Source organism: Streptomyces cucumeris (assembly GCF_024295805.1).
Classification (GTDB): Bacteria; Actinomycetota; Actinomycetes; order Streptomycetales; family Streptomycetaceae; genus Streptomyces; species Streptomyces cucumeris.
Genome location: NZ_JANCLX010000031.1, coordinates 48,233 through 72,855, shown reverse-complemented (window position 1 = coordinate 72,855; position 24,623 = coordinate 48,233). Strand labels below are relative to the sequence as shown.

Annotated in this window: 21 protein-coding genes; 6 read left to right on the top strand and 15 right to left on the bottom strand. The window is 71.9% G+C overall.

Annotated features, from left to right (window positions below; all coding sequences use genetic code 11):
• Positions 1 to 40: 40 nt before the first annotated feature.
• Complete coding sequence (locus NMK44_RS32630; protein ID WP_254749892.1) at positions 41 to 940, bottom strand: LysR family transcriptional regulator; 900 nt, start codon at positions 938 to 940, stop codon at positions 41 to 43.
• A gap of 163 nt (positions 941 to 1,103) precedes the next feature.
• Here NMK44_RS32630 and NMK44_RS32625 point away from each other — a divergent pair, with 163 nt between their 5' ends.
• A complete protein-coding gene (locus NMK44_RS32625; protein WP_254749890.1) occupies positions 1,104 to 1,784 on the top strand; it encodes a type 1 glutamine amidotransferase domain-containing protein in 681 nt (226 codons plus the stop codon).
• Between the two features lie 64 nt (positions 1,785 to 1,848).
• On the opposite strand, the gene NMK44_RS32620 is transcribed toward NMK44_RS32625, so the two are convergent.
• Positions 1,849 to 3,219, bottom strand: coding sequence for an FUSC family protein (locus tag NMK44_RS32620; protein ID WP_254749888.1), 1,371 nt, complete (start codon positions 3,217 to 3,219; stop codon positions 1,849 to 1,851).
• A 197-nt stretch (positions 3,220 to 3,416) separates the two neighbouring features.
• Between NMK44_RS32620 and NMK44_RS32615 the strand changes: the two genes are divergently transcribed.
• Positions 3,417 to 4,097: an MOSC domain-containing protein gene (locus tag NMK44_RS32615; protein WP_254749886.1), complete on the top strand. Its 681-nt coding sequence runs from the start codon at positions 3,417 to 3,419 to the stop codon at positions 4,095 to 4,097.
• 54 nt (positions 4,098 to 4,151) lie between these two features.
• On the opposite strand, the gene NMK44_RS32610 is transcribed toward NMK44_RS32615, so the two are convergent.
• The 8 genes from NMK44_RS32610 to NMK44_RS32575 form a co-directional block, all read right to left on the bottom strand.
• Entirely contained in the window at positions 4,152 to 4,388 is a 237-nt protein-coding gene (locus tag NMK44_RS32610) for a DUF5133 domain-containing protein (RefSeq protein WP_254749884.1), read from the bottom strand.
• 150 nt (positions 4,389 to 4,538) lie between these two features.
• The gene (locus tag NMK44_RS42495; protein WP_308358648.1) at positions 4,539 to 4,859 is read right to left on the bottom strand and encodes a DUF6480 family protein; all 321 of its coding nucleotides are present in this window, start codon (positions 4,857 to 4,859) and stop codon (positions 4,539 to 4,541) included.
• A gap of 89 nt (positions 4,860 to 4,948) precedes the next feature.
• On the bottom strand, positions 4,949 to 5,725 hold the full coding sequence (locus NMK44_RS32600; protein WP_254749882.1) for a VOC family protein: 777 nt from the start codon (positions 5,723 to 5,725) through the stop codon (positions 4,949 to 4,951).
• A gap of 55 nt (positions 5,726 to 5,780) precedes the next feature.
• The gene (locus NMK44_RS32595) at positions 5,781 to 5,954 is read right to left on the bottom strand and encodes a CsbD family protein (protein ID WP_254749880.1); all 174 of its coding nucleotides are present in this window, start codon (positions 5,952 to 5,954) and stop codon (positions 5,781 to 5,783) included.
• Between the two features lie 277 nt (positions 5,955 to 6,231).
• Positions 6,232 to 8,136: an ATP-binding cassette domain-containing protein gene (locus NMK44_RS32590; RefSeq protein WP_374215373.1), complete on the bottom strand. Its 1,905-nt coding sequence runs from the start codon at positions 8,134 to 8,136 to the stop codon at positions 6,232 to 6,234.
• Between the two features lie 334 nt (positions 8,137 to 8,470).
• Positions 8,471 to 9,127 (bottom strand): M15 family metallopeptidase, encoded by a 657-nt coding sequence (locus tag NMK44_RS32585; protein ID WP_254749878.1) that lies wholly within the window; start codon positions 9,125 to 9,127, stop codon positions 8,471 to 8,473.
• 86 nt (positions 9,128 to 9,213) lie between these two features.
• Positions 9,214 to 9,591 (bottom strand): hypothetical protein, encoded by a 378-nt coding sequence (locus tag NMK44_RS32580; protein ID WP_374215372.1) that lies wholly within the window; start codon positions 9,589 to 9,591, stop codon positions 9,214 to 9,216.
• Between the two features lie 144 nt (positions 9,592 to 9,735).
• The gene (locus NMK44_RS32575) at positions 9,736 to 10,341 is read right to left on the bottom strand and encodes a CGNR zinc finger domain-containing protein (RefSeq protein WP_254749876.1); all 606 of its coding nucleotides are present in this window, start codon (positions 10,339 to 10,341) and stop codon (positions 9,736 to 9,738) included.
• A gap of 173 nt (positions 10,342 to 10,514) precedes the next feature.
• Here NMK44_RS32575 and NMK44_RS32570 point away from each other — a divergent pair, with 173 nt between their 5' ends.
• Positions 10,515 to 11,252: a metallophosphoesterase gene (locus NMK44_RS32570; protein WP_254749874.1), complete on the top strand. Its 738-nt coding sequence runs from the start codon at positions 10,515 to 10,517 to the stop codon at positions 11,250 to 11,252.
• 136 nt (positions 11,253 to 11,388) lie between these two features.
• Here the strand turns inward: NMK44_RS32570 and NMK44_RS32565 are convergent, their stop codons facing one another.
• Both NMK44_RS32565 and NMK44_RS32560 read right to left on the bottom strand, forming a co-directional pair.
• Positions 11,389 to 11,634, bottom strand: a complete 246-nt coding sequence (locus tag NMK44_RS32565) for a hypothetical protein (RefSeq protein ID WP_254749872.1) — start codon at positions 11,632 to 11,634, stop codon at positions 11,389 to 11,391.
• Positions 11,589 to 11,828 carry a hypothetical protein gene (locus tag NMK44_RS32560; RefSeq protein WP_254749870.1) on the bottom strand — a complete coding sequence of 80 codons (240 nt, stop codon included), beginning with the start codon at positions 11,826 to 11,828 and terminating at the stop codon, positions 11,589 to 11,591. The genes NMK44_RS32565 and NMK44_RS32560 overlap by 46 nt, the downstream gene beginning before the upstream one ends.
• Positions 11,829 to 11,985: 157 nt before the next feature.
• Between NMK44_RS32560 and NMK44_RS32555 the strand changes: the two genes are divergently transcribed.
• Entirely contained in the window at positions 11,986 to 13,155 is a 1,170-nt protein-coding gene (locus tag NMK44_RS32555) for a helix-turn-helix domain-containing protein (RefSeq protein WP_254749868.1), read from the top strand.
• A gap of 50 nt (positions 13,156 to 13,205) precedes the next feature.
• Here NMK44_RS32555 and NMK44_RS32550 read toward each other — a convergent pair whose 3' ends face one another.
• Entirely contained in the window at positions 13,206 to 13,640 is a 435-nt protein-coding gene (locus tag NMK44_RS32550; RefSeq protein ID WP_254749866.1) for a PPOX class F420-dependent oxidoreductase, read from the bottom strand.
• Positions 13,641 to 13,904: 264 nt separating this feature from the next.
• Complete coding sequence (locus NMK44_RS32545; protein ID WP_254749864.1) at positions 13,905 to 14,705, bottom strand: ABC transporter ATP-binding protein; 801 nt, start codon at positions 14,703 to 14,705, stop codon at positions 13,905 to 13,907.
• A gap of 151 nt (positions 14,706 to 14,856) precedes the next feature.
• Here NMK44_RS32545 and NMK44_RS32540 point away from each other — a divergent pair, with 151 nt between their 5' ends.
• Positions 14,857 to 15,852 (top strand): ABC transporter substrate-binding protein, encoded by a 996-nt coding sequence (locus NMK44_RS32540; RefSeq protein WP_254749862.1) that lies wholly within the window; start codon positions 14,857 to 14,859, stop codon positions 15,850 to 15,852.
• Positions 15,853 to 16,054: 202 nt separating this feature from the next.
• Here the strand turns inward: NMK44_RS32540 and NMK44_RS32535 are convergent, their stop codons facing one another.
• Positions 16,055 to 17,257, bottom strand: coding sequence for a M20 family metallopeptidase (locus NMK44_RS32535; protein WP_254749860.1), 1,203 nt, complete (start codon positions 17,255 to 17,257; stop codon positions 16,055 to 16,057).
• Between the two features lie 136 nt (positions 17,258 to 17,393).
• Between NMK44_RS32535 and NMK44_RS32530 the strand changes: the two genes are divergently transcribed.
• Positions 17,394 to 24,620 (top strand): non-ribosomal peptide synthetase, encoded by a 7,227-nt coding sequence (locus tag NMK44_RS32530; RefSeq protein ID WP_254749858.1) that lies wholly within the window; start codon positions 17,394 to 17,396, stop codon positions 24,618 to 24,620.
• The last annotated feature ends 3 nt before the right edge of the window (positions 24,621 to 24,623 follow it).

Genomic DNA, 24,623 nt, shown 5'->3' with positions numbered 1-24,623 from the left:
GCGACGGTCCGAGCATCACCCGCATCGGGGTGTGAAGCCGCTACCAGGTGCGCGCCGCATCGAGGAGATGGCCGCGCAGGGCCGCGATGGCCGGGGTGTCCTGCGTACCGGCCCGGCAGGCCAGGTACAGCGTGTTGATCGGGGGGATCTCGGGCTCCAGCAGCGGGGTGAGGGTGCCGTCGGCCAGTTCGGCGGCGCACAGATAGCGGGGGAGCACCGAGATGCCCGCGTCGGCGACGACGGCGGTCAGCACGGCACGCAGATCGGGCACGACGATGGCCGCACTGTGGGCGGGGCGGGTGCCGAAGACGGTGCGCCAGTAGCGGCGGATGATGGGCAGATCCTCGGCGTAGCTGACCAGGGGGAGATGGCGGAGCGCCGCGGGCCCCTCCCGCGCGAGCCGTTCGCCGTCGAGGCCGGCGGCCGTCCGCGGTGCCGCCACGAGGACGAACTCCTCATCGGTGAGCGGCACCGACACGATGGCGCGGCCACGTGGACGGATGCTGGAGACCACCACGTCGAAACGGCCCTCCGGCAGCCCGGCCAGCAGATCGTCGGCCAGCCCCAGGGTCACCCGCAGCTTCAGCCCCTGACGGATGAGGGGGGTCAGGGAGGCCAGCACACGGGTGCCGGTGAGCTCGGCGGGGCCGCCCAGGTGCACCGGCCTGGTGAACGGACGCGCGTGGTCGGCGAATCCGCGTTCACCGATCGCGACCAGCGCGTCCACATGGGGAGCGGCCTCCGCGGCGAGTTCGTCGGCGACGGTGGTGGGCACCACGCCCCGCGGCAGCCGGCGGAACAGCTGCTGGCCCGCCTGCTGCTCCAGGGTGCGGATCTGCGCGGTGACGGTGGGCTGCGACAGGCCCACCTGCCGCGCCGCCGCGGTCAGCGAACCCGTCCGGTACGTGGCCAGGAAGGTCTTGAGCAGGGAGAGGTCCATCCCGCCTCCTCGGCGGCCTTCCCATCGGTTTTCCGATGGGCATATGGCCATTCTTCCATTGGTCTTCTATGGCCGCAGCGGCCTACCGTGCTGGTGTGCCGCACGGCCCGCCCGGGTGACGGGCCGCGGTGACCCGCCCGCTTTCTCGGACCAGGAGATCGTCATGCCCCGCACCGGCAAGGTTGCACTCGTTCTGACCAGCCACGACCAGCTCGGCGACACCGGCTCGACCACCGGCTTCTACCTTCCCGAGGCCGCGCACCCCTGGAAGGTCCTGACGGACGCCGGTTACGAGGTCGACCTGGTCTCGGTCAAGGGCGGCCGCCCGCCGATGGACGGTGCGGACCTGTCCGACCCGGTCCAGCAGGCGTTCCTGGACGACCCGCGGATAGCCGGGCAGTTGGACCGCACCGCTCGGCCGCAGGATGTCACCGCGTCCGACTACGACGCGGTGGTGTACGTCGGCGGCCACGGCACCATGTGGGACTTCCCCGGCAACACCGAACTGGCCGGTATCGCCCGGGACGTCTACGAAGCGGGCGGCGCCGTGGCGGCGGTCTGCCACGGCCCGGCCGGTCTGGTCGACATCACCCTGTCCGACGGGTCCTACCTGGTGGACGGCAAGAACGTGGCGGCCTTCACCAATGACGAGGAGGCCACCGCCGGGCTCACCGACGTGGTGCCGTTCCTGCTCCAGAGCAAGCTGGAGGAGCGGGGGGCCAAGCACACGGGCGCCGCCGACTTCGAGCCCCATGTGGTGGTCGACGGCCGTCTGGTGACCGGACAGAACCCCGCCTCGGCCACCGGCCTGGGCGAGGCCCTCGTCAAGGTCCTCGCCGGGTGACGTCCTGACGTCCGGCCGGGCACGTCCGGCGGGTGGCGGATGGCGGAAGGCCGATCGGGCCCCGTCATCCGCCGGGCCGGCCGACGTGGTGCTGGAGCACATCGCAGGTGTACTGGAACTCCTCCATCAGGCGGGTGGCCTCGATGACCAGGACACCGTACGGGCGTGCCGGATCGGTCAGCGGCAGACCGTCCTCCTCGGCCTGTTCGGCCACGCGGCGAAGGCAGTTCTGCGCCTCGTCCGCCAGCCGGCACAGCCGCGGGGCCTGCTCGTCGAGCCGGTCCTCGTCGAGTTCCGTGAAGACCTGGGTGATGCCGGAGAGACACTCCAGGAACGCTGCGTAGGACTCCAGGAACGCCTCGTCGCGGCGGTCGTCCTCGTCCCGGTCCCACCGGTCCAGTGCCCGGGTCAGGCTGGCCACTTGGTACATGGTGCGCTCCAGGGCCTCCAGCACCGCACCGTACCCCTCGAAGCTGGTGCTCCGGAGCTGACGGCGGAAGAGGCGGCGAGGGTTGAAATGGAGGCTCTCCCGGGCCGTCCGCAGGCCCGCTCGTGCCTGCGAGATCAGTCCTTCCGTCCGTTCGGCGCGGCTCCGCCAGTGTGCGGTCCGCTCCTCGTCGACGTCGTGCTCGCGCAGCGCCGGGTACATGTCGCTGACCAGGTCGCACAGCGAATGGGCGAGGGTGTGGATGCCGTGCTCGGCGCCGCGGTAGCGCAGGGGCGGCACGATGACGACGTTCACCAGTACCCCGATTCCGCAGCCGATGAGGACCAGCAGGACGATCTGGCCGAGCTGGCTGACCCTGTCCTGGTTCGTGGCCGCCGAGGCATAGGTGGAGAAGGCGAAGAACGCCGCCGTCGCGACCTGGGAGCCCTGCGACCCGAGCGCGGGCCACCGGCCGATCGTGAGGGCGATCAGCGCCACCAGGACGAAGGTCAGCACATCGGGTCCGATGAGGAATCCCAGGGCGGCCTGTACGGCGACTCCGGCGGTCACGGCCGCCACATAGCGTGTCGACTGCAGCAGCGACTGGTACACGGTGACCTGCATGATGAGCACCGCGGAGAACGGGGCGAACGCGGGGGACTGCGCGTTCAGCAGGTGGTAGGAGATCACCCAGGCGAGGGTGGCGGCCAGGGTGCTCTTGCCGGTCAACAGCACGGTGTACCGCTCGTGGCCCTCCGATCCGAGCGCCCGCTGCCACCAGCGGGAGACCCTCGCGAACCATCCCGGTGGAGCCGGCTCCACCCTCCCCGCACCCTTCCCGCCAGCGACGACGGCGCTCTGCTCGGTCAACGACCCCTCCTGTTCGACGGACTTCGCCGGGCCCCGGTACCCCGGTCCGGCGGTCTTATCCGCACGGGCCAAGGAGATCGCCGCCCGCACGGCATCCAGGAGTTTTGCGGTCCGCCGGGAGAGGGAACCCGTGGTCATCAGCGGCAGATTCCGCCGACGAACCCGACCGGCCGGTCCAGGGGCCCCGGGCGTGGACCCGGACGACGGCGTCCGGGACGTGGCCTCCGCTCGCGGGACATAGGATTTCGACTCAACGATGGGGAATGGTGAACTCACCGTGACAACCGCACGTCGGCCCATACCCCTCCCAGCGCCGTCCACCGAATGAAGCTGCCATGAAAATCCTGAGTGTGAACGTGGGATCGGCCAAGCCCGTGGCCTTCACCGACGCGCCGTCGGGTACGACGGGCATCGACAAGCGGCCGGTCGAGGGGCCGGTCAGGGTGGACTCGCCGGGGCCCCCGGGGGTCGGGGCGAGCGGGGTGTCCGGGGACGCGGTGTGCGATCTGCGTTTCCACGGCGGGAACGACCGGGCGGTCTACGCCTTCGCCCGCGAGGATCTGGACGGCTGGGAGCACGAGCTGGGCCGTTCGCTGGCCAACGGTGCCTTCGGCGAGAACCTCACCACCCTCGGCATCGACTTGCGCGAGGCGCTGATCGGTGAGCGGTGGCGGGTGGGTCCCCGGGTCGTGCTGGAGGTGACCGGCGGCCGCATCCCCTGCCGCACCTTCGCGGGATGGCTCGGGGAGAAGGGCTGGTTGCGGCGCTTCACCCAGTCGGCGTCCTCCGGGGCCATGCTGCGCGTCATCGAACCGGGGGAGCTGAGTGTCGGCGACCCGATCGACGTCATTCACAGGCCCGACCACGAGGTGACCGTCTCCCGGTTGTTCCGGGCGGTGACCACGGACCGCAAGTCGCTGCCCGGCGTGCTGGACGCGGCTCCCTGGATGGAACGGGAACAGCTGGGGATCGCCCGTTCCTACACGGCCAAGTACGGGAGGCCGTCCGAGGGGTGAGTCACTCCCCGTGTTCTCTCGTCATGGCCGCCCGCCATGGTCGCCCGGCTGGTGTCATACGGCGTCCGCCGTGAGCAGCGAGCCGGCTGCGGCGCGGGCGCCGAGCAACTGGTGGCGGGCCGCGGTGAGGGCCGTGTCCACGTCCTGGGTTCCGGTGGCCACGCACAGGGTGTACGAGACGTCGTCCAGGCGCTGTTGTGTCTCCAGATCGCCTGCGCTCGCCTCCAGGGCGCGCAACGCCTCGTACTGGGCGACGAGGTCGGTCAGAACCGCGGGATGGGCCATCAGCATGGGGGGTGTCCTTCCGACGCACAGTGATCCGGCAACCTCCGCGTTCCCCGGCGTGAGCAACTCATTCCCCGTCAGTAACGTGCGGCTCGGGCGGCATGTGCATGCGGTCATCGGACCCGCACAAGGAGCGTGCCGTGGCGTTCCGGCTGGCTACACCGTCACCGCGTAGGCCACGCAGAAGGCGACGAAGAACGCCACCAGGACCAGGATGACCAGGATGGGAGCCGTGCTCCAGCCCTTCGTGGGGTTGTAGGTCTCCTGTGGGCCGGCGCCCGCCGTACTTCCCTCGGCCGGGGGAGTCTCGCCCGGGGGCACGCCGTGCGCCTGGTCGGTGCCGGGCGTGCGGTGGATGTCCGCCGCGGGGGCGGCGGCCGTGCCGCCGGACGGTGACGCGGGGGTGGCCGGGCCCTGGCGCTCCGGCTCGGGGCGGGCGGTGCGACGGGGGTCCGGTTCAGGGGTTCTGTCGCTCATATGCCCATTCTCCCTCTTTGTCGGCCATGGCGCGGTGCAACCGCCGAGGCCACGGAGCCGCACCTGGTCCGGAGGCCGGAGCGGCACGGTCATCCGGCGGTCATGCTGAAGGAGCCACCGATGGGGTCGCGCACGGTCGCCTCCCGCTCCGCGCCGGGCGAGGGCGCCATCGGACCGGCGACGACGGTGCCGCCCGCCGCCGTGGCGGCGGCCGCTGCGGCGTCCAGGTCGGCCACTTGGAAGTGCACCCACCAGCGGGGCCGCACCCGGGGGTCGGGCGCCTCTTCGACGGCGCCACCGCGGATCACCGCGGCCTTGCGGCCCGACTCCCGCACGACCACCTCCTCGTTCCCGTACTCGACCGTGCAGGTGCCGCCCTCCGCGGTCCAGCCGAAGATCTCGCCGTAGAACAGCGCCGCGGCGAAGGTGTCGCGGGTGCGCAGCTCCAGCCAGGCGGGCATGGGGGTACGGCCGGGCGGCCAGCCCGGGAACACCTCACCCTCCCAGAAGCCGAACACCGCCCCGTGCGTGTCCGAGGCGAGGGCCACCCGGCCGGCACCGAAGGGGAGCGGGCCGACACCCACCGTGCCACCGCGCTCGTGGATCCGTGCCGCGATGTCGTTCGCGCCGTCGGTGGCGAAGAACGGCGTCCAGTGGGCGGCGGCGCGGAGCCCGGAGGCGGCCTCGCCGATGCTGGCCACCGGCTCCCCGTCACTGAGGGCGAGCCGGAAGCCCTGGTCCGCGGGGCTGGGGCGCCAGGTCCAGCCGAGCACAGCGCCGTAGAAGTCCTGCGTCCTGCGCAGGTCGGGGGTGGTGAGACCGACCCAGGAGGGTGAGCACGCCCGACACGGACCGTCAGACGTCATCGGACCGGCCTCCTTCCGCACCGCGCGCCTCGCTCGCCGCGGGCGGAACACCCGTTCAGCGCCGGAATGCGTCCTTGATCTTCTCTCCGACCTGCTTCATACCGCCCTTGGCCTGATGGCCATGGCCCTCGGTCTCGAGCCGGCGGTTTCCGGTGGCCCGGCCGAGCGCTTTCTGGGCCTGACCTTTGAGCTCTTCGGCCTTGTGGGCCATCTTCTTCCCGACGTTCATCGCTGGCCGCCTCCTGTTCTGATCCGTGGGGGAGTCAGAGGGTTCGCGAGGCGCCGGTGCGCGATACGGCCACGGCGCACACATTCCATGGAAGTCCCGGGTCGCGGGGGTGTCAACGCCGACTGCCCCGCTCGGGTGCAGTGGCAGCTTCTCGACCAGCTCATCGCCGTCGCCGGGGTCCTTCGCGTCACACCCGGTGAGGTCCCGCACCGGGCGTGACGGGCTCCGGGCGGGCCCCTTCCGCGGCGGCGCCGTGTGGAGCGGCGCCGCCCCGGGATCAGCGCTGGGAACGGTCCTTGGCCAGGGCGACCAGCTCGGCGAACAGACCGCCCGCGCCGACGAGTTCGTCGTAGCCGCCCTGTTCGATCACTCGTCCGTCCCGCATGACGAGGATGCGGTCCGCCAGCCGGGTGTTCTCCAGCTGGTGGGTGACGACGATCGTCATGCGTTCGGCGGCGATGCGTTTGATCTCCAGGAAGATCTGGTGTTCGCCGCGCGGGTCCATCTGCGACGTCGGTTCGTCCAGGATCAGCAGGGGTGTCCGCCGGTAGAGCGCACGACCGCAGACGAGCCGCTGCCACTGGCCTCCGGACAGCTCGGCGCCTCCGAAGAGTTCACGGGCGAGCAGGGTGTCGAGCTGCCGGGGCAGTTTCTCGATCGTCGTTCGCATGCCCACCGCGTCCACGGCCTCCCACACCGCGTCGTCGTCGAAGGTCTTGGGCTGCCCCAGGGTGATGTTCTCCCGCGCGCGCAGCGGCCAGCACGCGAAGTTCTGCGGGACCAGGGCGGTGCGCTTCCACACCGCGTCGGGATGGGCCCGTGCCAGATCGATGCCGTCCCACAGGACGCGGCCCTTGTCGGCGAGGAGGATTCCGGTGATCAGTTTGGCCAGGGTGGACTTGCCGCTGCCGTTCTCACCGACGATGGCGAGGATCTCACCGCGGCGCAGGGTGAGGGACACCCCGTCGACCGCCGGTTCGTCCTTGCCGGGGTACTGGTACACGACCTCATCGAGCCGGATCTCGGTCACCTGCTCGGGAATGGTCAGCTCACCGCGCCGGGGCGCGCGTTCGGTGGCCAGATCGAGGAAGCTCCGCATATCGGCGAGGTACAGCGAGGTGTGGAACATCGCGGCACCGTGGATCACGAACTGGGAGAGCGCGGCCAGTGTGGTCTGGACGGCGACCACGGCGGTGGCCGCCACGGGCAGGGCGACGCGGCCGGTGGTGGCCAGCCAGGCGAGGGTGGCCCAGGTGCCCAGGAGGAAGATCCCGCCCAGGGCGCTGGTCGTCAGGACGATGCGCAGCATTCGGGGCGCGGCGGTCAGGGTCCGCTGGTCGATGCGGTCGGACAGGGCGCGGTACCAGTAGAGGAGGTAGCCGGTCATGCCATTGGCGCGGACCTCGTCGCCGTAGCGGGAGTAGGTGGCCCACCAGCGCATCATGCCGCGGACATTGCGGTCGCCCACGTTGGCGTAGTGGGTCTCGTAGTCGACGCGCGCGCAGAGCACGGCGCCGATACCGGCCGGGACGACGGCGAGCAGGAGCAGCGGGAGCATCATCCAGTGCAGGGCCGTGATGACACCGCTCGCGGCGACCATGCGGACCAGGGCGGCCATGAACCGCTGTGCGTCCTGCACCATCATCCGTGTGCGGGTGACACCGACCTCGGCGGCTTCCTGGCGGTCGGCGAATCCGCTCTCCCCGTAGGCGGACGCCTCGACGCGGCACACCGCGGACACCAGCGCGACGTCCGCCTCGGTCAGGAGGAGCGGGGTGATCCGGCCGTCGGCGTAGGAGGACAGGGCACTACTGATCCGGCCAACGCCCGCGGCACCCGCGACCACCATCAGGGCGGGCAGCGCGGCGTCCAGACGTTCGGACACCACCCCGGTCCCGAGGATGTGCGTCATGGCCTTCGCGGTGAATGCGAGGACCGCGGCGGCCGAGGCACCGGTGAGGAGCTGACAGAGCAGCATGAGCAGGACGGCCGGGCGATCGACGGACCAGGCCAGCCGGGCGGTGTGCCCGAGCACGGAGGGGAGGCGTCCGCACATCGCCCGGAAACTCGCCTCCGCCAGCGGATTCTTGGCGTGCTTCCCTTCGAAGGTGATGGTCGCCGGAGGTGGCGGAGGCGGCATCTCCGCATGTGCGGTCGAGGCGTCGGTCACAGTCACCCGCATCCCTCCCAGGGGTCGCTGCCGCACCTGGATGGTCCGGCTGTGTCCGGCATAACGACGAGGTGACGGAATCGAACGCGCTCGATTCCGGACGTGATGGAGCCCGGGAATTCCAAGGGCTCGAACGCGCGACCGCCGTGCCGCGGGCGCTGTCGCATGGCGGGAATTGGCCGAATCGCCGAGCGCTGTGGTGTGTGTGACGGATGGGCCTCACGAGGTTTCCATGGCGGGGCGTTCGAGGTGTCCCGGACCGGTCGCGCTGCCCTCGGGCGCGTCACCGCCGGGCGGCGCGCCCCCGCGCAGCACTCAGGCGTGAGGGCTCCGCGAGGCGCGACCGTCAGCCGAGCTCCCTGGGTCCGTAGAGGGCGGCCCCCGCGTCCGTCATCAGGGCCCAGTAGCGGTCCCCGTAGGACCAGTGCCACCACTCCGTGGGGTAGTTGACCAGCCCGGCGGCGGTGAGCGCCGCGCCCAGGAGGTCCCGGTGCGAGCGGGCCTCGGCGCTGATGTTGCCGGCCCGTGTGTAGCAGGCGCCCGCGCTCTCCTCCGGACTCGCGTTCATCCGGGTGCCCATGTCGAGTTCCCGGCCGTCGGCGTCCGCGAGGGTCAGGTCCACGGCCGCCCCGGCGCTGTGCGGCGCTATCTCGGGCGGGGACACATAGCGGCTGGCCGCCGAGTGGATCCGCGCGGCGGACCAGTCCGGGTGCCCGGCCCGGAGTTCGCTCGCGTACTCGTCGAAGTAGCGGCGTTGCAGGGACGGCGGGCGGTACCCCTCGACGAACAGCAGCCGCAGCCCGCGCGGCAGTTGTTCCTGTGCCTTGAGCAGGCGGTCGAGCACTCCCTCCCGCAGGTGGGCGAAGGCTCCGGCGGAGTCCTCCGCCTTCCGTTCGTCGATCAGCAGGGGGCTGTGCCTCCGGAGGTCCACGAGCCGTTCGCCGCACTCCCGGACGGGAACGGCCGCGACCTTCGGGTCGGACATCAGAATGATCTCAGTCATGGCCCGATCATCTCCTGCGCCCTCCGGCGCCGAGGGACGGTTCCGTGCTGGGCCGGCTCGCGAACAGCGGGAGACCGTCACTCCCGTCAGTCGCCCAGCGGGGCCGTCAACGGGCGGCAGCCCAGTACCCAGTCGGCGCGGAGGCGCGGCACACACGCCTGCACACCCATCTGGTCCGGGTCATGGAACTCGTCGGCGTCGATGGACCAGTCCATGGCGGCCGACTCCTCGCCCATGAGGACGTCGTCGAGGAAGGTGTTCCAGCGCGGGTACGAACTCAGGACGACCAGTTCGTCGGCGATCTCCAGATCCAGTACGCGGTACCCGGCGAACGGCCCCGGATCGTCCGCGTCAAGGCCGAGCAGCAGCACCGCGGTCCAGGCCACGCGGTCGTCGGCGGTGTCCGGGGCGGCCCAGGCCCAGAAGGGAGGGCGGCCCGCGCAGGACACACCGCGGGATTCCATCCTCGCGACCATGGCTTCGTACGCCGGTCGCCAGGCGGGGTCCACCCGCTCCCACGCGCCCCTGAGTTCGCCATCCGCCCGGAGTCTCGTCAGCGCCGCGCGGGGCTGCACCGTCCACAGCCGCACCGTGTCCTCGGCCCGTCCTCAGTCCCGGACCGCGTCGTCCTGCTGCCGCCGGTAGTGGCGTGCGGCGCGTGCCCGGTTTCCGCAGGACGGTTTGCACCACTCCTGCCGCCCGTGGGCCTTGACGAAGTAGCGCACACAGCGGGGAGCGGTGCAGGCGCGCAACTGTCGGACCTCGGGGCCGGAGAGGAAGTCGATCGCGGACCGCGCCAGCGCCCCGAGCAGCCGGATCCTCGGCTCCGGTTCGTCGGACAGCAGCCGGACCGACGGGTCGGCCCCATCCGGCCAGACGAGCTGTGGAGTGACTCGTTCCATCGCGGCGGTGGCATTGAGGTGGGCCAGTGCGCGGTCGGCCGGCATCAGCCGGTGGGCATCCGCGCGGCTGGGCGGTCCCGGGCTGACCACGCGGGCGAACAGGGCCCGCACCGCGCGCCGCAGTTCGACGACCCCGGCCCGCAGCTCCTCGTCGACCTCGAGATCCTCCACGGCGAGGTGTCCGGCGAGCAGCTCGCTCTGGTCGCGCAGCCACCGGACCGTGCCCTGGACGGTGTCCAGGTCGTCCGCGACACCGCCGTGTCCGTCGTGCCGGATCGTGCTCGCGAATTCCAGTGCCTGCAGGCGCCGCATGAGCCCGTCCTTCCCGCTCGTCCGCTCCGCGTCCACCACTTGATCACATCACGGGTCGCCCTCTAGATTCTCTAACGGTAATCGTAGCGTTTTCCGTTAGAAGGAGTGCGGGCGCCTCTGTGCGGCGTACCCGTGCCCCTTGCCCTGTGGGCACCCAAGTGGAGGAGACCGGCGTGTTGTTCGCCCAGATCAGCGATCTGCATCTCGACGGGAGCGAGCGGGCCTCGCGCCGTGCCGCCCGCGTCATGGACCATCTGCGCGGCCTGCCCCGTCCCGTCGACGCCCTCCTTGTCACCGGAGACATCGCCGACCACGGGGAGGAGGGCGAGTACGAAGAGGCGGCGGCACTCTTCGACGCCCCCTTTCCCGTGCTCACCTGCCCCGGCAACCACGATGTCCGCGGCGCGTACCGGAAGGCGCTGCTCGGTGAGGCCCCGAGCGGTGAACCGGTCAACAGCCTCCACCGGTTCGACGACGCGGTGATCCTGATGTGCGACGCCACGATCCCGGGGCGCGACGAGGGCCGCCTCGACCCCGAGACCCTCGCCTGGATGGACCGGAGCCTGACCGAGCTGGGCGGCCGGCTCCCCGTCCTGATCGCCTTCCACCAGCCACCGGCCCCGGTGCACCACCCCCTGCCCGACAGCTCGATGCTCGAACGGCCCGGGGAGCTGGCGGCCCTGCTGCGCTCCCACCCCGAAGTGGCCGCCGTTCTCACCGGCCACGCCCACACCGCCGCGGTCACGACCTTCGCGGACCGCCCGCTGATCGTGGGTCCGGCGGTGACCTGGACGCTGCGTCTGCCGTGGGAGGGGGACCGGCCCGCGGACCGGGACCAGCCGCCCGGCCTCGCCTACCACGTCCTGGAGCCGGACGGCCGGATGACCACCCACTACCGCGTGGTGGTGTGAGCCCCGGCCTGCGTCCGTCCATGGGAACCCGCCCGGCCGCGCTGGCTCCCATCCGGTTTCGGGGGAGTCATCCCAGTGGCGCGAACGTACGACTGAACCCCACCCCGGTTCGACCAGGGTGGGGTTCAGTCGCTGGTCAGGTGGAGCCCGGCTCCCCGAGGAGGAGTTCGTCCCCGGCGGGGAAGCGCGCCGAGCCGCCCTCGTCCCAGGTGACCACGACGGCTAACCCGCCCATCGGGCCGCGCGCGGTGGCCGTCTCCTTGACGGTGCGCCACTCACCCTCGTAGCCGATGACGTCGCCGGAGGTGACGAGGGCCGCGCGCTTCGTGAGGGCGCTTAAGGAGTCTCGACGGGCCGGACGTGCTTCAAAGGGACGTCCCATTCGGTGCCACCGCCCTCCGGTCGCAGGTACGCCGTTCGGCCGATGAGCTTGTTGCCCTCTTTGGTGCGCTCTTCCAGTACGCCGTGAAGCTCGCCTGTGCGCTTCGAGAGCATGTCCTCCACGAGCGTTCCCGCCGGATAGGGCAGTTCGCCGTGACTGAGCGTCGTCGGTCGCTTTTCGTATGTCTGTGCCATGACCCCTCATCCCGCCTTGGCATACGTCTGTGTCACCCAAGAGAACTGCCGTCGTGCGAAAGGAACTTGCACACCACTTGCACAACTCTTGGGAACGCGAAGGGTTGGGGTGGGACGATGGGCTGTAACGGAAGTCGAGCAGGGAAGACGCACACGTATGAGCGTGACCAAGATTCCCGGACCCGGTGCCAATGTGGCTGTGTGTCGTAAGGCGCGCGGCCTGAGTCAGGTTGCCCTTGCCCGGCGGGCGGGTGTGTCTACATCGCTGCTCAGCAAGATCGAGGTGGGCGACCGCGCGCTGACCCAGGGTATTGCCGCAGCCCTCGCGCAGGCGATGCGGATGACCCTCGACGAGCTGCTTGGTACGGCGCCGGTCGAGCGCGCCGACGAGAACAGCCTTACGGCCCTCAACTACGCCATCCGCAGGTTCGAGATCCCTGACGCCTCGCCGCCGCACCCCGAGGATCTGGCCCGCGAGCTGGCCGAGCTGAACGAGCACCGCTACCGGACCGAGTTGTCGGCCGTCTTGCAGAAGACCCCAGGCGTGCTGACCCGGACGACGAACTTCGCTCACGCCACCCAGTCGCCCGACGCCTGGACGCGCGTCGCTGACACATACTCGGTCGTGTACTGGCTCGCCGCACGCCACCGCTGGATGCACCTCGCCGAGTTGGCCGTCATGAAGCAGCGATTGGCCGCCGAGCGGGCGCATCCGATCGCCACCACGGTGGCCGCCCGGGACGAAGCCGGGACCTTCCTCAATTCAGGGGACTTCGCGGGGGGGCTGGCCGTCGTGGATCGCGCGGTTGTTGAGGCTGAGGCGACTCTGCAGGGACGTGACCGCGCGTACGGTCTTGGCATCCTGCACCTGCGAGGGCTGACCCTGGCCGGGCGGATCGAAGACAAGGCCACCGCAGCTGCCCACATCGACGCTGCATGGCGGGCAGCCGAGGAGTTTCCCGAGGATATTGAGGACCACGGCATCCACTTCGGGCCGGAGAACACGGCCGTGCACGTCATCTCCACGGCGTCCGACATGGAGGACTATCGCGAGTCGCTCGACACGGCGGACGACCTGATCCGAGGTGGGCTCACGCTCCCGGCCACCCGCGTCGGGCCGCTGCACATGAACATCAGTCGGTCGAAGCTTGCGCTGGGCGACCGGGATGGCGCTCTCGAATCGCTCGAAGCGGCCTGGGACATCGCGCCCGAGATGGCCCGTGTGCACCCGACGTCACAGGAGCTGATGCGCGTCTTGACCTCGCTGCATCGCCGCAGCAACCCACGACTGACCAAGCTCGCCAAGCGTGCCGGCGTGCCCTTCTGACGAGTCTCCGGCACACCTCGGTGTGGGGGACTACCGCCTCCGGGGAGGGCTCAGCGGACGCTGTCGCCGTAGAGGTGGTCGACGGTCATCGTGATGAGCACCCTGCGGTCGGCCACCATGGCCGACCGGTACTCGTCCCAGTCGGGATGCTCACCCGCGGCGGCCCGGTAGTACGCCACCAGGGCCTCGACCTCGGGGCCGTGGGGGTCGGTTCCCGGGCCGGTCAGGGTCGCCGTGCCCTCGGCCGTCGCCCATGCGCGTCCGTCGGCGTGGGTGACCTCGAGTGAGACCCTCGGATCGCGCCGGAGGTTCGCCGTTTTGGCCAGGCCCTCGCGGGTCGAGATGTGGATGACGCCGGAGCGTTCGTCGTAGAAGGGCATGACGGGGGAGAGCTGGGGGCGGCCGTTCGATTTGATCGTGGCGAGGACGCCGAGCCGGCTCTCCGCGAGCAGCTCGCGTGGGCTGAAGGGTGTCGTCGTGTTCATGCCCGGACCTCCGACGCTACGGCGCGTCGGTGGCCGCCCCGCCCGTCGGCCACCGCCCGTCCGGCCGGTGTCCCGGCGGACGCGGGGAGTCCGGTACCGGTGCCGAACGAGGCGCTCTCGTGCATGAGATGGGTCCTGTGGTCGCGTGATGTCCGCTCTCCGCGGGCGGCGTGAGTCGTCATGGCGACATCCTCGGCCCTCACACCGGTGTGAGGGTCAAATGGGCCACGAGGAGGCGTCCGTGTCGCCCGGGGCCGCCCTCCGTCAGCCGGTGGCGGGTTGCCGCACCGGGGTGGGGGAGACCGGCACGATGACGGGCGAGCCGTCCGAGGGCGCGGCGAGGATCTCGGTGTCGATGCCGTACAACTCCCGCATCAGCGCGGTGTCGATGGTCTCCCGCGGTGGGCCGCAGGCCACGATCCGCCCGTCGCGCATGGCGACGAGGGTGTCCGCGTAGCGGGCGGCGGCGGCCAGGTCGTGGACGACCATGACGATGGTCCGTCCGTCGGCCGCGATCTCGCGGACGAGTTCCAGCACCTCGACCGCGTGGCCGATGTCCAGGGCGCTGGTCGGCTCGTCGAGGAGGAGTACGGGGGTCTGCTGGGCGAGGGCCATGGCCAGCCAGCACCGCTGCCGCTGGCCGCCGGAGAGCTCGTCGAGGCGGCGCTCGGCGAGCCCGGTGACCCCGGTGGCCGTCATGGCCCGCTCGACCGCGCGCTCGTCCTCCTGCGACCACTGGCGGAACAGCCCCTGATGGGGATGGCGGCCGTACCGTACGAGCCCGGCCACGGTCACCGCCTCGGGCGCCTGGGGCGACTGGGGCAACAGGGCGATCCGGTGGGCGGCTTGACGCTGCTTCAGTCCCCAGACGTCATCGCCGCCGATGAGGATCCGGCCGGAGGCCGGGGTGTGCAGCCGGGCCATGGCGCGCAGCAGGGTGGACTTGCCGCAGCCGTTCGGGCCGACCACCGCGGCCACCTGGCCCGGCGGCACCGTCATATCGACCCGGTCCACGACCGTGCGGCCGGAATACCCGGCCGTGAGCTGCTCTACGCGCACATCCACCTGGACCGCCCTTTCGGAGAGTGGCGCCACCCTCTTGCCTGAAGAGCATAAGGTAAGGCTAACCTTAACAACGCGACGGGGTGGTGCCGATGCGGAGAGCTGTGGATTCCACCCTGCGCGTCTGCGTCCCTTTTGATACCCGGAGTCCTCGATGACCCTGCCCAGACGTCCCTTCTCCTTCGCGCCGCGCCGCGCGGCCCAGGCTGTCGCCGCCGTGGCCGCGGCCGCGCTCCTGATGACCGGCTGTGGTTCGGACTCCTCGGACTCCAAGGACTCGTCGAAGAAGGACTCCGGCTCGTCCGCCACCCGTACGGTCAAGGACGCCACCGGCCGCGCGGTCAAGGTTCCGGCCGCGCCCAAGCGCATCGTGACGCTGACCCAGGAGGACCTCGACGCGGTGCTCGCCCTCGGGGTGAAGCCGGTGGGGATCACCAACGGCCAGGGTATGAACAAGCCCCCGGCCTACCTGGCGGACAAGGTCCAGGGTATCGACGTCGTCGGAAACCTGCTCCAGCCGGTGATGGACAAGGTCGTGGCCGCCAAGCCCGATCTGATCCTCGCCGGTGATATGCAGGACAAGCAGATGCTGGACCAGCTACGCGAGATCACCCCCGCGACCCTGGTCACCATGGCGCCGACCGATGACTGGAAGCTCTCCTTCCGTGGCATCGGAAACGCCGTCAACAAGCTGGACAAGGCCAACGAGGTCATCGCGGAGCACGAGGCCACGGCCAAGGCCGCGGACAAGAAGCTCGGCGCGAACAAGGGCGCCGAGGTCTCCATCGTGCGGTGGAACCCGGACGGTCCGAGCTGGATGGAGAAGAAGCAGTTCGCCAGCGGGGTGGCGCTGGAGATGGGGCTGAAGCGGCCCAGGACGCAGAACAAGGACGGCAACGCCCACACCCCGCCGCTGAGCCTGGAGAAGATCGATGAGATCGACGGCGACTGGCTGTTCCTGTCGACGCTCACGGCGGACGGGGACAAGGCGCTGAAGGACGTACAGGCCAAGCCCGCCTACAAGGAGCTGGGCGCGGTCAAGAAGAAGCACGTGGTGACGGTCGACGGCTCGGTCTGGTCGACCCGGGGCGGACCGCTCGCCGCCGATGTGGTCATCAACGACATCACCAAGGCGCTGGGCGCCTCCTGACGGCCCGTAGGGGGCCGGATGCCCCCCACGGGCACGCCCGCGGACACGTCCGCACGGCGGAGGCCGACCGGTCCATGGCCCTCCGGTCGGCCACCCCGGGGCTGCCGCCCCGGGGCCGGTGCGGGTGGCACCGGCCGTTCCTCCGGCCTGGCGGCGGGGGAGCGGCCGGGGTGCCGGCCCGTCGGGAGATCCGCGCGGGCCCTCAGACGGTTGCCCGCTCCGGGTGGGTGCCGCCCCGCGCGGGACGCGCACCGCGGGCCGTGTACGCGAAGTCCGCGGCGGTCCAGGCCATCGCGGTCGCCCCGTCGAGCAGAGCGCGTTCACCCGAGGGGGACATGGCCGCGTCGGCGAACGCGGCCTCGTGCGGGCCGCAGACGCCCTCGCTGATGTCCAGCACCGGATGGATGGAGGGGACGGCGTGCGAGACATTGCCCATGTCCGTACAGGCGAAGGGCGGTCGCTCGGCCGGCTCCGGGCGGCCGAGCGCACGGGCGTTGCCCGTCCACAGCCGGATCAGCTCCGGATCGCCCCGGAAGTCCAGGTAATCGGGTTCCGGGCGGACCAGCCGCACCTCGCAGCCGGTCGCCAGCGCCCCTGCCCGGAAGCACGCCTCCACCCGGGAGCGCAGCTCCTCGAGATCCTCGGCCGCCGTGGTGCGCAGCTCGTACTCGGCGGTGGCGCGGGCCGGGATGGCGTTCGGCGCGGAGCCCGCCTCGGTGGTGATGCCGTGCACCCGCCAGTGCGGGGGGAGTTGCTGGCGCAGCAGTCCGATCGCCACCTGGGCGACGGTCAGCGCGTCGGCGGCGTTGCGTCCCTCGTGCGGGTTGAGGCTCGGATGCGCGGCCCGGCCGGTGTACGTCACCGACAGCGTGCCGAGGGCGAAGGACCGGAAGTCGGCGATGTCGAAGGGGCAGGGGTGCACCATCATGGCGGCGTCGACCCCGTCGAAGGCGCCCGCCTCGAGCATCAGCGCCTTGCCCGCGCCCCGTTCCTCCGCCGGGGTGCCCAGCACCCTGATGGTCAGGCCGAGTTCATCCGCCACCGGGGCCAGTCCCAGGGCGGCCCCGACCCCCGCGGCCGCGATCAGGTTGTGGCCGCAGGCGTGGCCGAGTCCGGGCAGCGCGTCGTACTCGCATACGAGCGCGACCGTCAGCGGGCCGCTGCCGAGGGTGGCGCCGAAGGCGGTGTCCAGTCCGTAGGCGGGCGCGGTCACCTCGAAGCCGCCCGCACGCAGCAGTTCGGCACACCAGGCGGCCGCGCGGTGCTCGCTGAAGGCGGTCTCGGGGTGGCCGTGGATCCGGCGGCTGAGCCCGAGCAGTGCCTCGGTCCGCTCGGTGACGCGCTGTCGTATCGCGGACTTGAGGTTCTCGGGGGCGCCCGTGGCGCCACCTCTGGGGTCGGTCATCGGCTCCTCTTCCGGTGCGTTCGGACGCGGTTGCGTGGTTCTGCCAGGAAGAACATAGCTTAGGCTTACCTAAGTAGTCGGCGGCGCCGGTGAATCTGCGCGGCAGCGGCTTTCACATTCGAGGAGTTGTCCATCCATGCATGAGCTTCCGGACTCATTTCCCCTGCTCACCGCACAGAGCGGTGTGTACTGGGCCCAGCGGCTCGCCCCCGGCGGAACCGACTTCCACACCGCCGACACCGTCCGGATCGACGGACCGGTCGACGAGGACCTCTTCGAATGCGCCCTGCGCCGGACCGTCGCCGACGCCGAGACGCTGCGCCTGCGCGTGACCGGGACCGACGCAGCGCCCCTCCAGCGTGTGGACCCCGCACCGCGGTTCCACCTCCACCGGCTCGACCTGCGCTCCGCCGACGCGCCCGAGGAGGAGGCGGAGCGCTGGATGGGCGCCGATCTGGCCCGCCCCGCCGATCCGGCGACGGACGACGGTCTGATGTGCCAGGCGCTCATCCGCCTCGGGAACGCCCGGTACTGGTGGTACCAGCGGGTCCACCACATCGCCGTCGACGCCTACGCCCTCCAGCTCATCCGCCGCCGGGTGGCCGAGGTGTACGCGGCCGGCGCCGCGGACGGTCCGAGCCCTGACAACGACAGCCGGTTCGTCCCGCTGCGCGAGCTCGTCGAGGAGGAGGCCCGCTATCTGGCGGGCGAACAGTACGCGGCCGACCGCGCGTTCTGGACCGGGCGGATGAGTGGCGCCACGGTCACCACCCCGCCGGTGAGCCCCCGGCGGGACGACGCCCCCGGCACCGGTCTGCTCCGGCGCGGCGCCGACCTGCCCCCGGACTCCCTCACCCGGCTCTCCCGCGCCGCCGAAGCGGTCAAGGCCACCTGGGCCGAGCTGGTCATCGCCGCCACCGCGGGACACCTCCACCGGCTCACCGGAGCACAGGAGGTGGTCCTCGGCCTGCCCCTGACCAACCGCCGCGGCCCCGCCGCGCTGCGCACCCCGGCGATGACGGTCAATGTGCTCCCGCTGCGGCTCGCCGTCCGCCCCCAGGACACCGCGGCCGAACTGCTGCGCCGTGTCGTGACCGAGATCCGCGCGGTCCGCCGCCACCAGCGGTACCCCCAGGCGGAGCTGCGCCGCGATCTGCGACTGCCCACCGCGGACGCGCCGTTGACCGGACCGATGGTCAACATCAAGCCCACCGAGGGGGAGATCCTGGACTTCGGGGGAGCGCCCGGGACCGTGCGCAACCTCGCCGCGGGCCCTGTCGAGGACATCGCCGTCGGCGCCTGGCCCGGCCCGGAGGACCGTCTGCACCTGGTCCTGGAGGCCCGCGCCGACCGCTACACCCCCGCCGATGTGGACCGGTACCGCACCACCTTCCGCCACTACCTCGACGGGCTGACCGAGGCGCTGCTCACCGATCCGCACCGGCCTCTGGCCGCCGTCGATCTGCTGGACGCCGACACGGTGCGCCGGGTGACCGCCGGACGTGCAGAACCGGCCACCGGGACCACCCTGCCCGAGGTGTTCGCCGCCCAGGCGGTGCGCACCCCCGACACGACCGCCGTCCGCTGCGGTGACACCCGGCTCACCTTCGCCCAGCTCGACGCCGCCGCCAACCGGCTCTCCTACGAACTGGCCGCGCGCGGCGTACGGGCCGAGACCACCGTCGCCCTCGCCCTGCCCCGCTCCGCCGAGATGGTCACCGCACTGCTCGCGGTGGCCAAGGCGGGCGGTGTCTGCCAGCCCCTCGATCTCGGCCATCCGCCCGCCCGCACCCTCGCCGTACTCGATGACGCCCGGCCCGTCTGCGTCCTCGGCACGGCGGCGGCCCTGGCCGGACTGCCCGCCCACGGCCGTCCCGAGCTCGTGACCGACGCACCCGGCACCCGCGCCGCACTCGGCCGAAGACCGGCCGGCCACCCCGCCGCCACCCCCGCACCGGACGACGCGGCCTACGTCATCCACACCTCCGGTTCCACCGGCCGCCCCAAGGGCGTGGTGGTCACCCACGCCTCCCTCGCCAACCTCCTCGCCGGACACGACGCCGACCACATCGCGCCCGCCGTCGCCCGCACCGGCCGCACCCGGCTCAAGGTCGCCCACAGCGCCTCGTTCGCCTTCGACGCCGCCTGGGACCCGGTGCTGTGGATGGCCCACGGCCATGAACTCCACCTGCTCGACGACACCACCTACCGCGATCCGGCCGCCCTCACCGCCTACGTCGACCGGCACCGCCTCGACTACCTGGACGTGACGCCCTCCTACGCCGAGGCACTGCTCGCCGAGGGACTGCTCGGCGAGGGCCACCACCGGCCCGCCGTCCTCGTCGTCGGCGGCGAGGCCGTCCCCGCGCCGCTGTGGCAGCGGCTCTGCGCCACCGAGGGCGTGCATCCGCTCAACCTGTACGGGCCCACCGAGACCACCGTCGACGCCTGTTACTGGACCGGGCCGGAGTCCGACGGACGGCCCGTGCGCGCCACCCGCCTCTACGTCCTCGACACCGCCCTGCGCCCCGCGCCCGACGGGGTCCCCGGCGAACTGTACGTCGCCGGGGCCTGTCTGGCCCGCGGCTATCTCGGCCGACCCGATCTGACCGCCGAGCGGTTCGTCGCCGACCCCTTCGGCGCGGCACACGGCGACACCGGCGGCCGGATGTACCGCACCGGCGACCTGGTGCGCCGACGGCTCGACGGCACGATCGAGTTCCTGGGACGCACCGACGACCAGATCAAGATCCGTGGCTTCCGGGTCGAACCCGGTGAGATCCAGGCGGTGCTGGCCGCCCACCCGGCCGTCGCCCAGGCCGCCGTGATCGTCCGTGACGGCACCGGCGGCAAGCGGCTGCTGGCCTACGCCGTGCCGCGCCCCGGCACCCGCCCCGACCCGGCCGCACTGCGCGACCACCTGGCCGCGGCGCTGCCCGCGCATATGGTCCCCGCCACCGTGACCCCGCTCGAGGCGCTGCCGCGCACCGCCAACGACAAGCTGGACCACCGCGCGCTGCCCGAACCCGAACCGCTCACCACCGTGCCCGGTGCCGCTCCCGTCACCACGGCGGCCACCCCGCACGGCGAGATCGTCGCCGGACTGTTCGCCACCCTGCTCGGTCTGGAGTCCCACCCCTCGCCCGACACCGTCTTCTTCGACTTGGGCGGCCACTCCCTGCTCGCCGCCCGGCTCGCGGCCCGGCTGCGCGAGACCTTCCAGGTGCCCGTCTCCGTCGCCGATGTCTTCCGCGCGCCCACTCCGGCCGCCTTGGCCGCCCTGGTGCGCACCCGCGGCGCCGCATCCACCGTGGACGACACCCCACTGGTCCCGGTGGTCCGCACCGGACGGCTCCCGCTCTCCCCGGCCCAGCAGCGGCTGTGGTTCCTGCACCGGCTGGAAGGTCCCAGCGCCACCTACAACATCCCGCTCGTCCTCGCCCTCCAGGGCCCTCTCGACGCCGACGCGCTGACCCGCGCCCTCGCGGACCTGACGGACCGCCATGAAACGCTGCGTACCCGCTACCCCGTACCGCCGGACGGCACCGACAGCCTGCCGTACCAGCACATCATCGAGCCCGGTGATCCGGCGGCACGGCCCGTGCTGCACCGCGCCACCGAGGGCCAGGACCTCACGGAAACCGCCCGCCACACCTTTGACCTGGCCACCGAACTCCCGCTGCGCGCCACCCTGTTCACCGAAGCCTCCGACCGGCACACCCTGCTGCTGGTGCTCCACCACATCGCCGGGGACGGCGCCTCCACCACACCCCTGGTGCGCGACCTCGCCACCGCCTACCGGGCCCGGACCGAGGGCCGCGCACCGCAGTTCGCACCGCTGCCCGCCCAGTACGCCGATCACGCCGCCCACCAGGGACGCAGGCTCGGCACCCCGGCGGACCCCACCCCGCTGGCCACCGCCCGGCTCACGCACTGGAAGCAGGCCCTGGCCGGACTGCCCGACCAGCTCGAACTGCCCACCGACCGGCCGCGTCCCCCGGTGGCGTCCAGCGCCGGGGACACCGTGCCCTTCGCACTCGGCCGGGCCGCCCACATCAAGCTGGTCCAGCTCGCCCGGGACACCGGCACCACGGTCTTCATGACCGTGCAGGCCGCGCTCGCCACCCTGCTGACCCGCCACGGCTGCGGCACCGACATCCCGCTGGGCACCCCCGTCGCGGGCCGCGCCGACGACACCACCGCCGACCTCGTCGGCTTCTTCACCAACACCGTCGTGCTGCGCACCGACACCTCCGGCGACCCCGCCTTCCGCACCCTGCTGCAGCGGGTGCGCACCACCACCCTCGCCGCTTTCGAACACGACGAGCTGCCCTTCGACCACCTCGTCGAAGCGCTCAACCCGCCCCGCTCCCTGGCCCGCCATCCCCTCTTCCAGACCATGCTGGCCTGGCAGTCGGTGCCCGACGCCGCCTTCACCCTCGCGCCCGGCACCACCGCCCGGCTGTCCACGGTGACCTCCGGCACCGCCAAGTTCGACCTCACCCTCAACGCGGGCGAACTCGCCGACGGCGGCATCGGCGGCTTCCTGGAGTTCCGCACCGACCTCTTCGACCGGTCCACCGCACAGGCGCTGTCGGACCGGCTCACCCGGCTGCTCACCGCCGCCGCCGACACCCCGGACACCCCGATCGGGCTGCTGCCGCTGCTGGACGAGGCCGAGCGCCGCCACGCCCTCGTGGACGGCAACGCCCAGCCCCTCCCGGTCCTGACGGACGCACCCACCACCCTCGCCGAGCGGTACGAGGACGCCGCCCGCAGCCATCCGGAGCGGATCGCCGTCAGCCACGACGGCGAGACCCTCACCTACGCCGAACTCTCCCGCCGCGCCCATCGGCTGGCCCGGCTGCTCACCGCCCGGTCCATCGGCCCCGGCTCCATCGTGGCCCTCGCCCTGCCCCGGTCCCTGGACCTCGTCACCGGTCTGCTGGCGGTTTCCCTCGCGGGCGCGGCCTATCTGCCCCTGGACCCGGACTACCCGGCCGACCGGCTCGCGTACATGCTCGACGACGCGCGGCCCGCCGCGGTGGTCACCGACACCGCCACCGCGCCCCGGCTGCCCGCCCACGAACTGCCGGTGATCGCCGTGGACGGGGCCGAGGCCGCCGGGTACGACACCTCGCCCCTGCGTCAGCGGGACCGGGTCCGCCCCCTCACCCCGCGGGACCCGGCCTATGTCATCTACACCTCCGGCTCCACCGGCCGCCCCAAGGGCGTGGTGGTCTCCCACCACAACGTCACCCGGCTGTTCACCGCCACCGACCACTGGTTCGGCTTCGGACCCGACGACGTGTGGACCCTCTTCCACTCCTACGCGTTCGACTTCTCCGTCTGGGAGCTGTGGGGAGCGCTGCTGTACGGCGGCCGGCTGGTCGTCGTCCCCCACCTCACCAGCCGCGATCCGCACGCTTTCCTGCGGCTCCTCGCGGCGGAGGGGGTGACCGTCCTCAACCAGACCCCGTCCGCCTTCCACCAGCTCGCCGCCGCCGACCGCCACAGCCCCGGACAGCCACTGGCGCTGCGCTACGTGGTGTTCGGGGGCGAGGCGCTGGAGCTCGGCCGCCTCGACGACTGGTACGCACGGCACCCCGACGACTTCCCGGTCCTGGTGAACATGTACGGCATCACCGAGACCACCGTCCACGTCACCCACTTCCCGCTCGACCGGGCCACCGCCGCCGCGGCCACCTCCTCCGCCATCGGCGTCAACATCCCCGATCTGCGGGTGTACGTGCTCGACGAGCGGCTCCAGCCGGTACCGCCCGGTGTCACCGGGGAGATGTACGTCGCCGGTGAGGGCGTCGCCACCGGCTACCTCGGCCGCCCGGACCTGACCGCCACCCGCTTCGTCGCCGACCCCTACGCCTCGCTCTTCGGTGACGGCGGCGGTGTGATGTACCGCTCGGGCGATCTGGCCCGGCGCCGTCCCGACGGCACCCTTGAGTACTTCGGCCGGGCCGACCACCAGGTGAAGGTGCGGGGTTTCCGGATCGAACCGGGCGAGATCGAGGCCGTGCTCACCGCCCACCCCGAGGTGGCCGACGCCGCCGTGGTGGTCCGCGAGGACACCCCCGGCGACAAGCGGCTGGTGGCCTACGCCGTCCCGGCCACCGCCCCCCGCGGGGAGGAGGACACCGCCACCGCGGCCCGGCTGCGCGAACACACCAGCCGTGAACTGCCCGTCCACATGGTCCCGTCCGCCGTCGTCCTCATGGACCGGCTGCCGCTGACCAGCAACGGCAAACTGGACCGTACGGCCCTGCCCGCACCCGGCCGCCCCGCGGCCGCTCCGGGCGGGCGCACCCCCCGCACCCCGCGCGAGGAGCAGTTGTGCGGCATCTTCGCCGACGTCCTGGGACTGGACCGGGTGGGCGTGGACGACAACTTCTTCGACCTCGGCGGCCACTCCCTGCTCGCGGTGGATCTCGCCGCCCGGGTGAACGCCGCGCTCGGCACCGAGGTGTCGATCGGCACCCTCTTCCAGTCACCCACCGTCCGGGCCCTGGAAGCGGCCCTGGACAACGTACGCCGGGACGATCCGCTGGAGGTGCTGCTGCCCCTGCGGCCCGCCCGCGAGGGGGACCGCGCCCCGCTGTACTGCGTGCATCCCGCGGGCGGACTGAGCTGGTGCTACGCCGGACTCATCCGCCAACTGCCCGCCGACATCCCGCTCTACGGGCTCCAAGCACAGGGGGTCGGCCCGGCCACCGCCGGGCAGCCGCTTCCCGCCACCCTGGAGGAGCTGGCCGCCCACTACACCGCGCGGCTGCGCGAGGTGCAGCCCCAGGGCCCGTACCGCCTGCTCGGCTGGTCCACCGGCGGCATCATCGCCCAGGCCATGGCCACCCACCTCCAGGACCAGGGCCAGGAGGTGGAACTGCTCGCCATCCTCGACGCCTATCCCGCCGAGGGCTTCCGCGAACTGCCCGTACCCGACCATGCGGAGGCGATGGAAGCCCTGCTCGCGATGGGCGGCCACGGACCGGACAGCCTGGAGGGCAAACCGCTCACCACCGCCCACGTGATCGAGGTGCTCCAGGGCAAGGGGAGTCCGCTCGCCGCCCTGGACACCGCCACCCTCGAGGCCCTGGCCGACATCTATCTCAACACCAACCACCTCGTCCGCGGGTTCGACCACCGGCGCTTCGACGGCGATGTGCTCTTCTTCCGCGCCACCGTCGACACCATCGACGACGCGCTGACCCCCGACACCTGGTCCCCGTACGTGGGCGGGCGCATCGACAACACCGACGTCGCCTGCTCCCACAAGGACATGACCCTGCCGGAACCGATCGCGCACATCGCGCGCGTGGTCGCCGACCGACTGACCGAACTGGAGAAGTGACCC

What these genes read in the sequence shown, in the direction of transcription:
- NMK44_RS32535 (WP_254749860.1), bottom strand. Translation starts at nt 17,257, where the DNA reads ATGACCGACCCCAGAGGTGGCGCCACGGGCGCCCCCGAGAACCTCAAG.
- NMK44_RS32615 (WP_254749886.1), top strand. Translation starts at nt 3,417, where the DNA reads ATGAAAATCCTGAGTGTGAACGTGGGATCGGCCAAGCCCGTGGCCTTC.
- NMK44_RS32540 (WP_254749862.1), top strand. Translation starts at nt 14,857, where the DNA reads ATGACCCTGCCCAGACGTCCCTTCTCCTTCGCGCCGCGCCGCGCGGCC.
- NMK44_RS32580 (WP_374215372.1), bottom strand. Translation starts at nt 9,591, where the DNA reads ATGGAATCCCGCGGTGTGTCCTGCGCGGGCCGCCCTCCCTTCTGGGCC.
- NMK44_RS32585 (WP_254749878.1), bottom strand. Translation starts at nt 9,127, where the DNA reads ATGACTGAGATCATTCTGATGTCCGACCCGAAGGTCGCGGCCGTTCCC.
- NMK44_RS32560 (WP_254749870.1), bottom strand. Translation starts at nt 11,828, where the DNA reads ATGGCACAGACATACGAAAAGCGACCGACGACGCTCAGTCACGGCGAA.
- NMK44_RS32625 (WP_254749890.1), top strand. Translation starts at nt 1,104, where the DNA reads ATGCCCCGCACCGGCAAGGTTGCACTCGTTCTGACCAGCCACGACCAG.
- NMK44_RS32620 (WP_254749888.1), bottom strand. Translation starts at nt 3,219, where the DNA reads ATGACCACGGGTTCCCTCTCCCGGCGGACCGCAAAACTCCTGGATGCC.
- NMK44_RS32530 (WP_254749858.1), top strand. Translation starts at nt 17,394, where the DNA reads ATGCATGAGCTTCCGGACTCATTTCCCCTGCTCACCGCACAGAGCGGT.
- NMK44_RS32565 (WP_254749872.1), bottom strand. Translation starts at nt 11,634, where the DNA reads ATGGGACGTCCCTTTGAAGCACGTCCGGCCCGTCGAGACTCCTTAAGC.
- NMK44_RS32600 (WP_254749882.1), bottom strand. Translation starts at nt 5,725, where the DNA reads ATGACGTCTGACGGTCCGTGTCGGGCGTGCTCACCCTCCTGGGTCGGT.
- NMK44_RS32555 (WP_254749868.1), top strand. Translation starts at nt 11,986, where the DNA reads ATGAGCGTGACCAAGATTCCCGGACCCGGTGCCAATGTGGCTGTGTGT.
- NMK44_RS32575 (WP_254749876.1), bottom strand. Translation starts at nt 10,341, where the DNA reads ATGCGGCGCCTGCAGGCACTGGAATTCGCGAGCACGATCCGGCACGAC.
- NMK44_RS32610 (WP_254749884.1), bottom strand. Translation starts at nt 4,388, where the DNA reads ATGCTGATGGCCCATCCCGCGGTTCTGACCGACCTCGTCGCCCAGTAC.
- NMK44_RS32630 (WP_254749892.1), bottom strand. Translation starts at nt 940, where the DNA reads ATGGACCTCTCCCTGCTCAAGACCTTCCTGGCCACGTACCGGACGGGT.
- NMK44_RS32595 (WP_254749880.1), bottom strand. Translation starts at nt 5,954, where the DNA reads ATGAACGTCGGGAAGAAGATGGCCCACAAGGCCGAAGAGCTCAAAGGT.
- NMK44_RS32590 (WP_374215373.1), bottom strand. Translation starts at nt 8,136, where the DNA reads ATGCGGGTGACTGTGACCGACGCCTCGACCGCACATGCGGAGATGCCG.
- NMK44_RS42495 (WP_308358648.1), bottom strand. Translation starts at nt 4,859, where the DNA reads ATGAGCGACAGAACCCCTGAACCGGACCCCCGTCGCACCGCCCGCCCC.
- NMK44_RS32550 (WP_254749866.1), bottom strand. Translation starts at nt 13,640, where the DNA reads ATGAACACGACGACACCCTTCAGCCCACGCGAGCTGCTCGCGGAGAGC.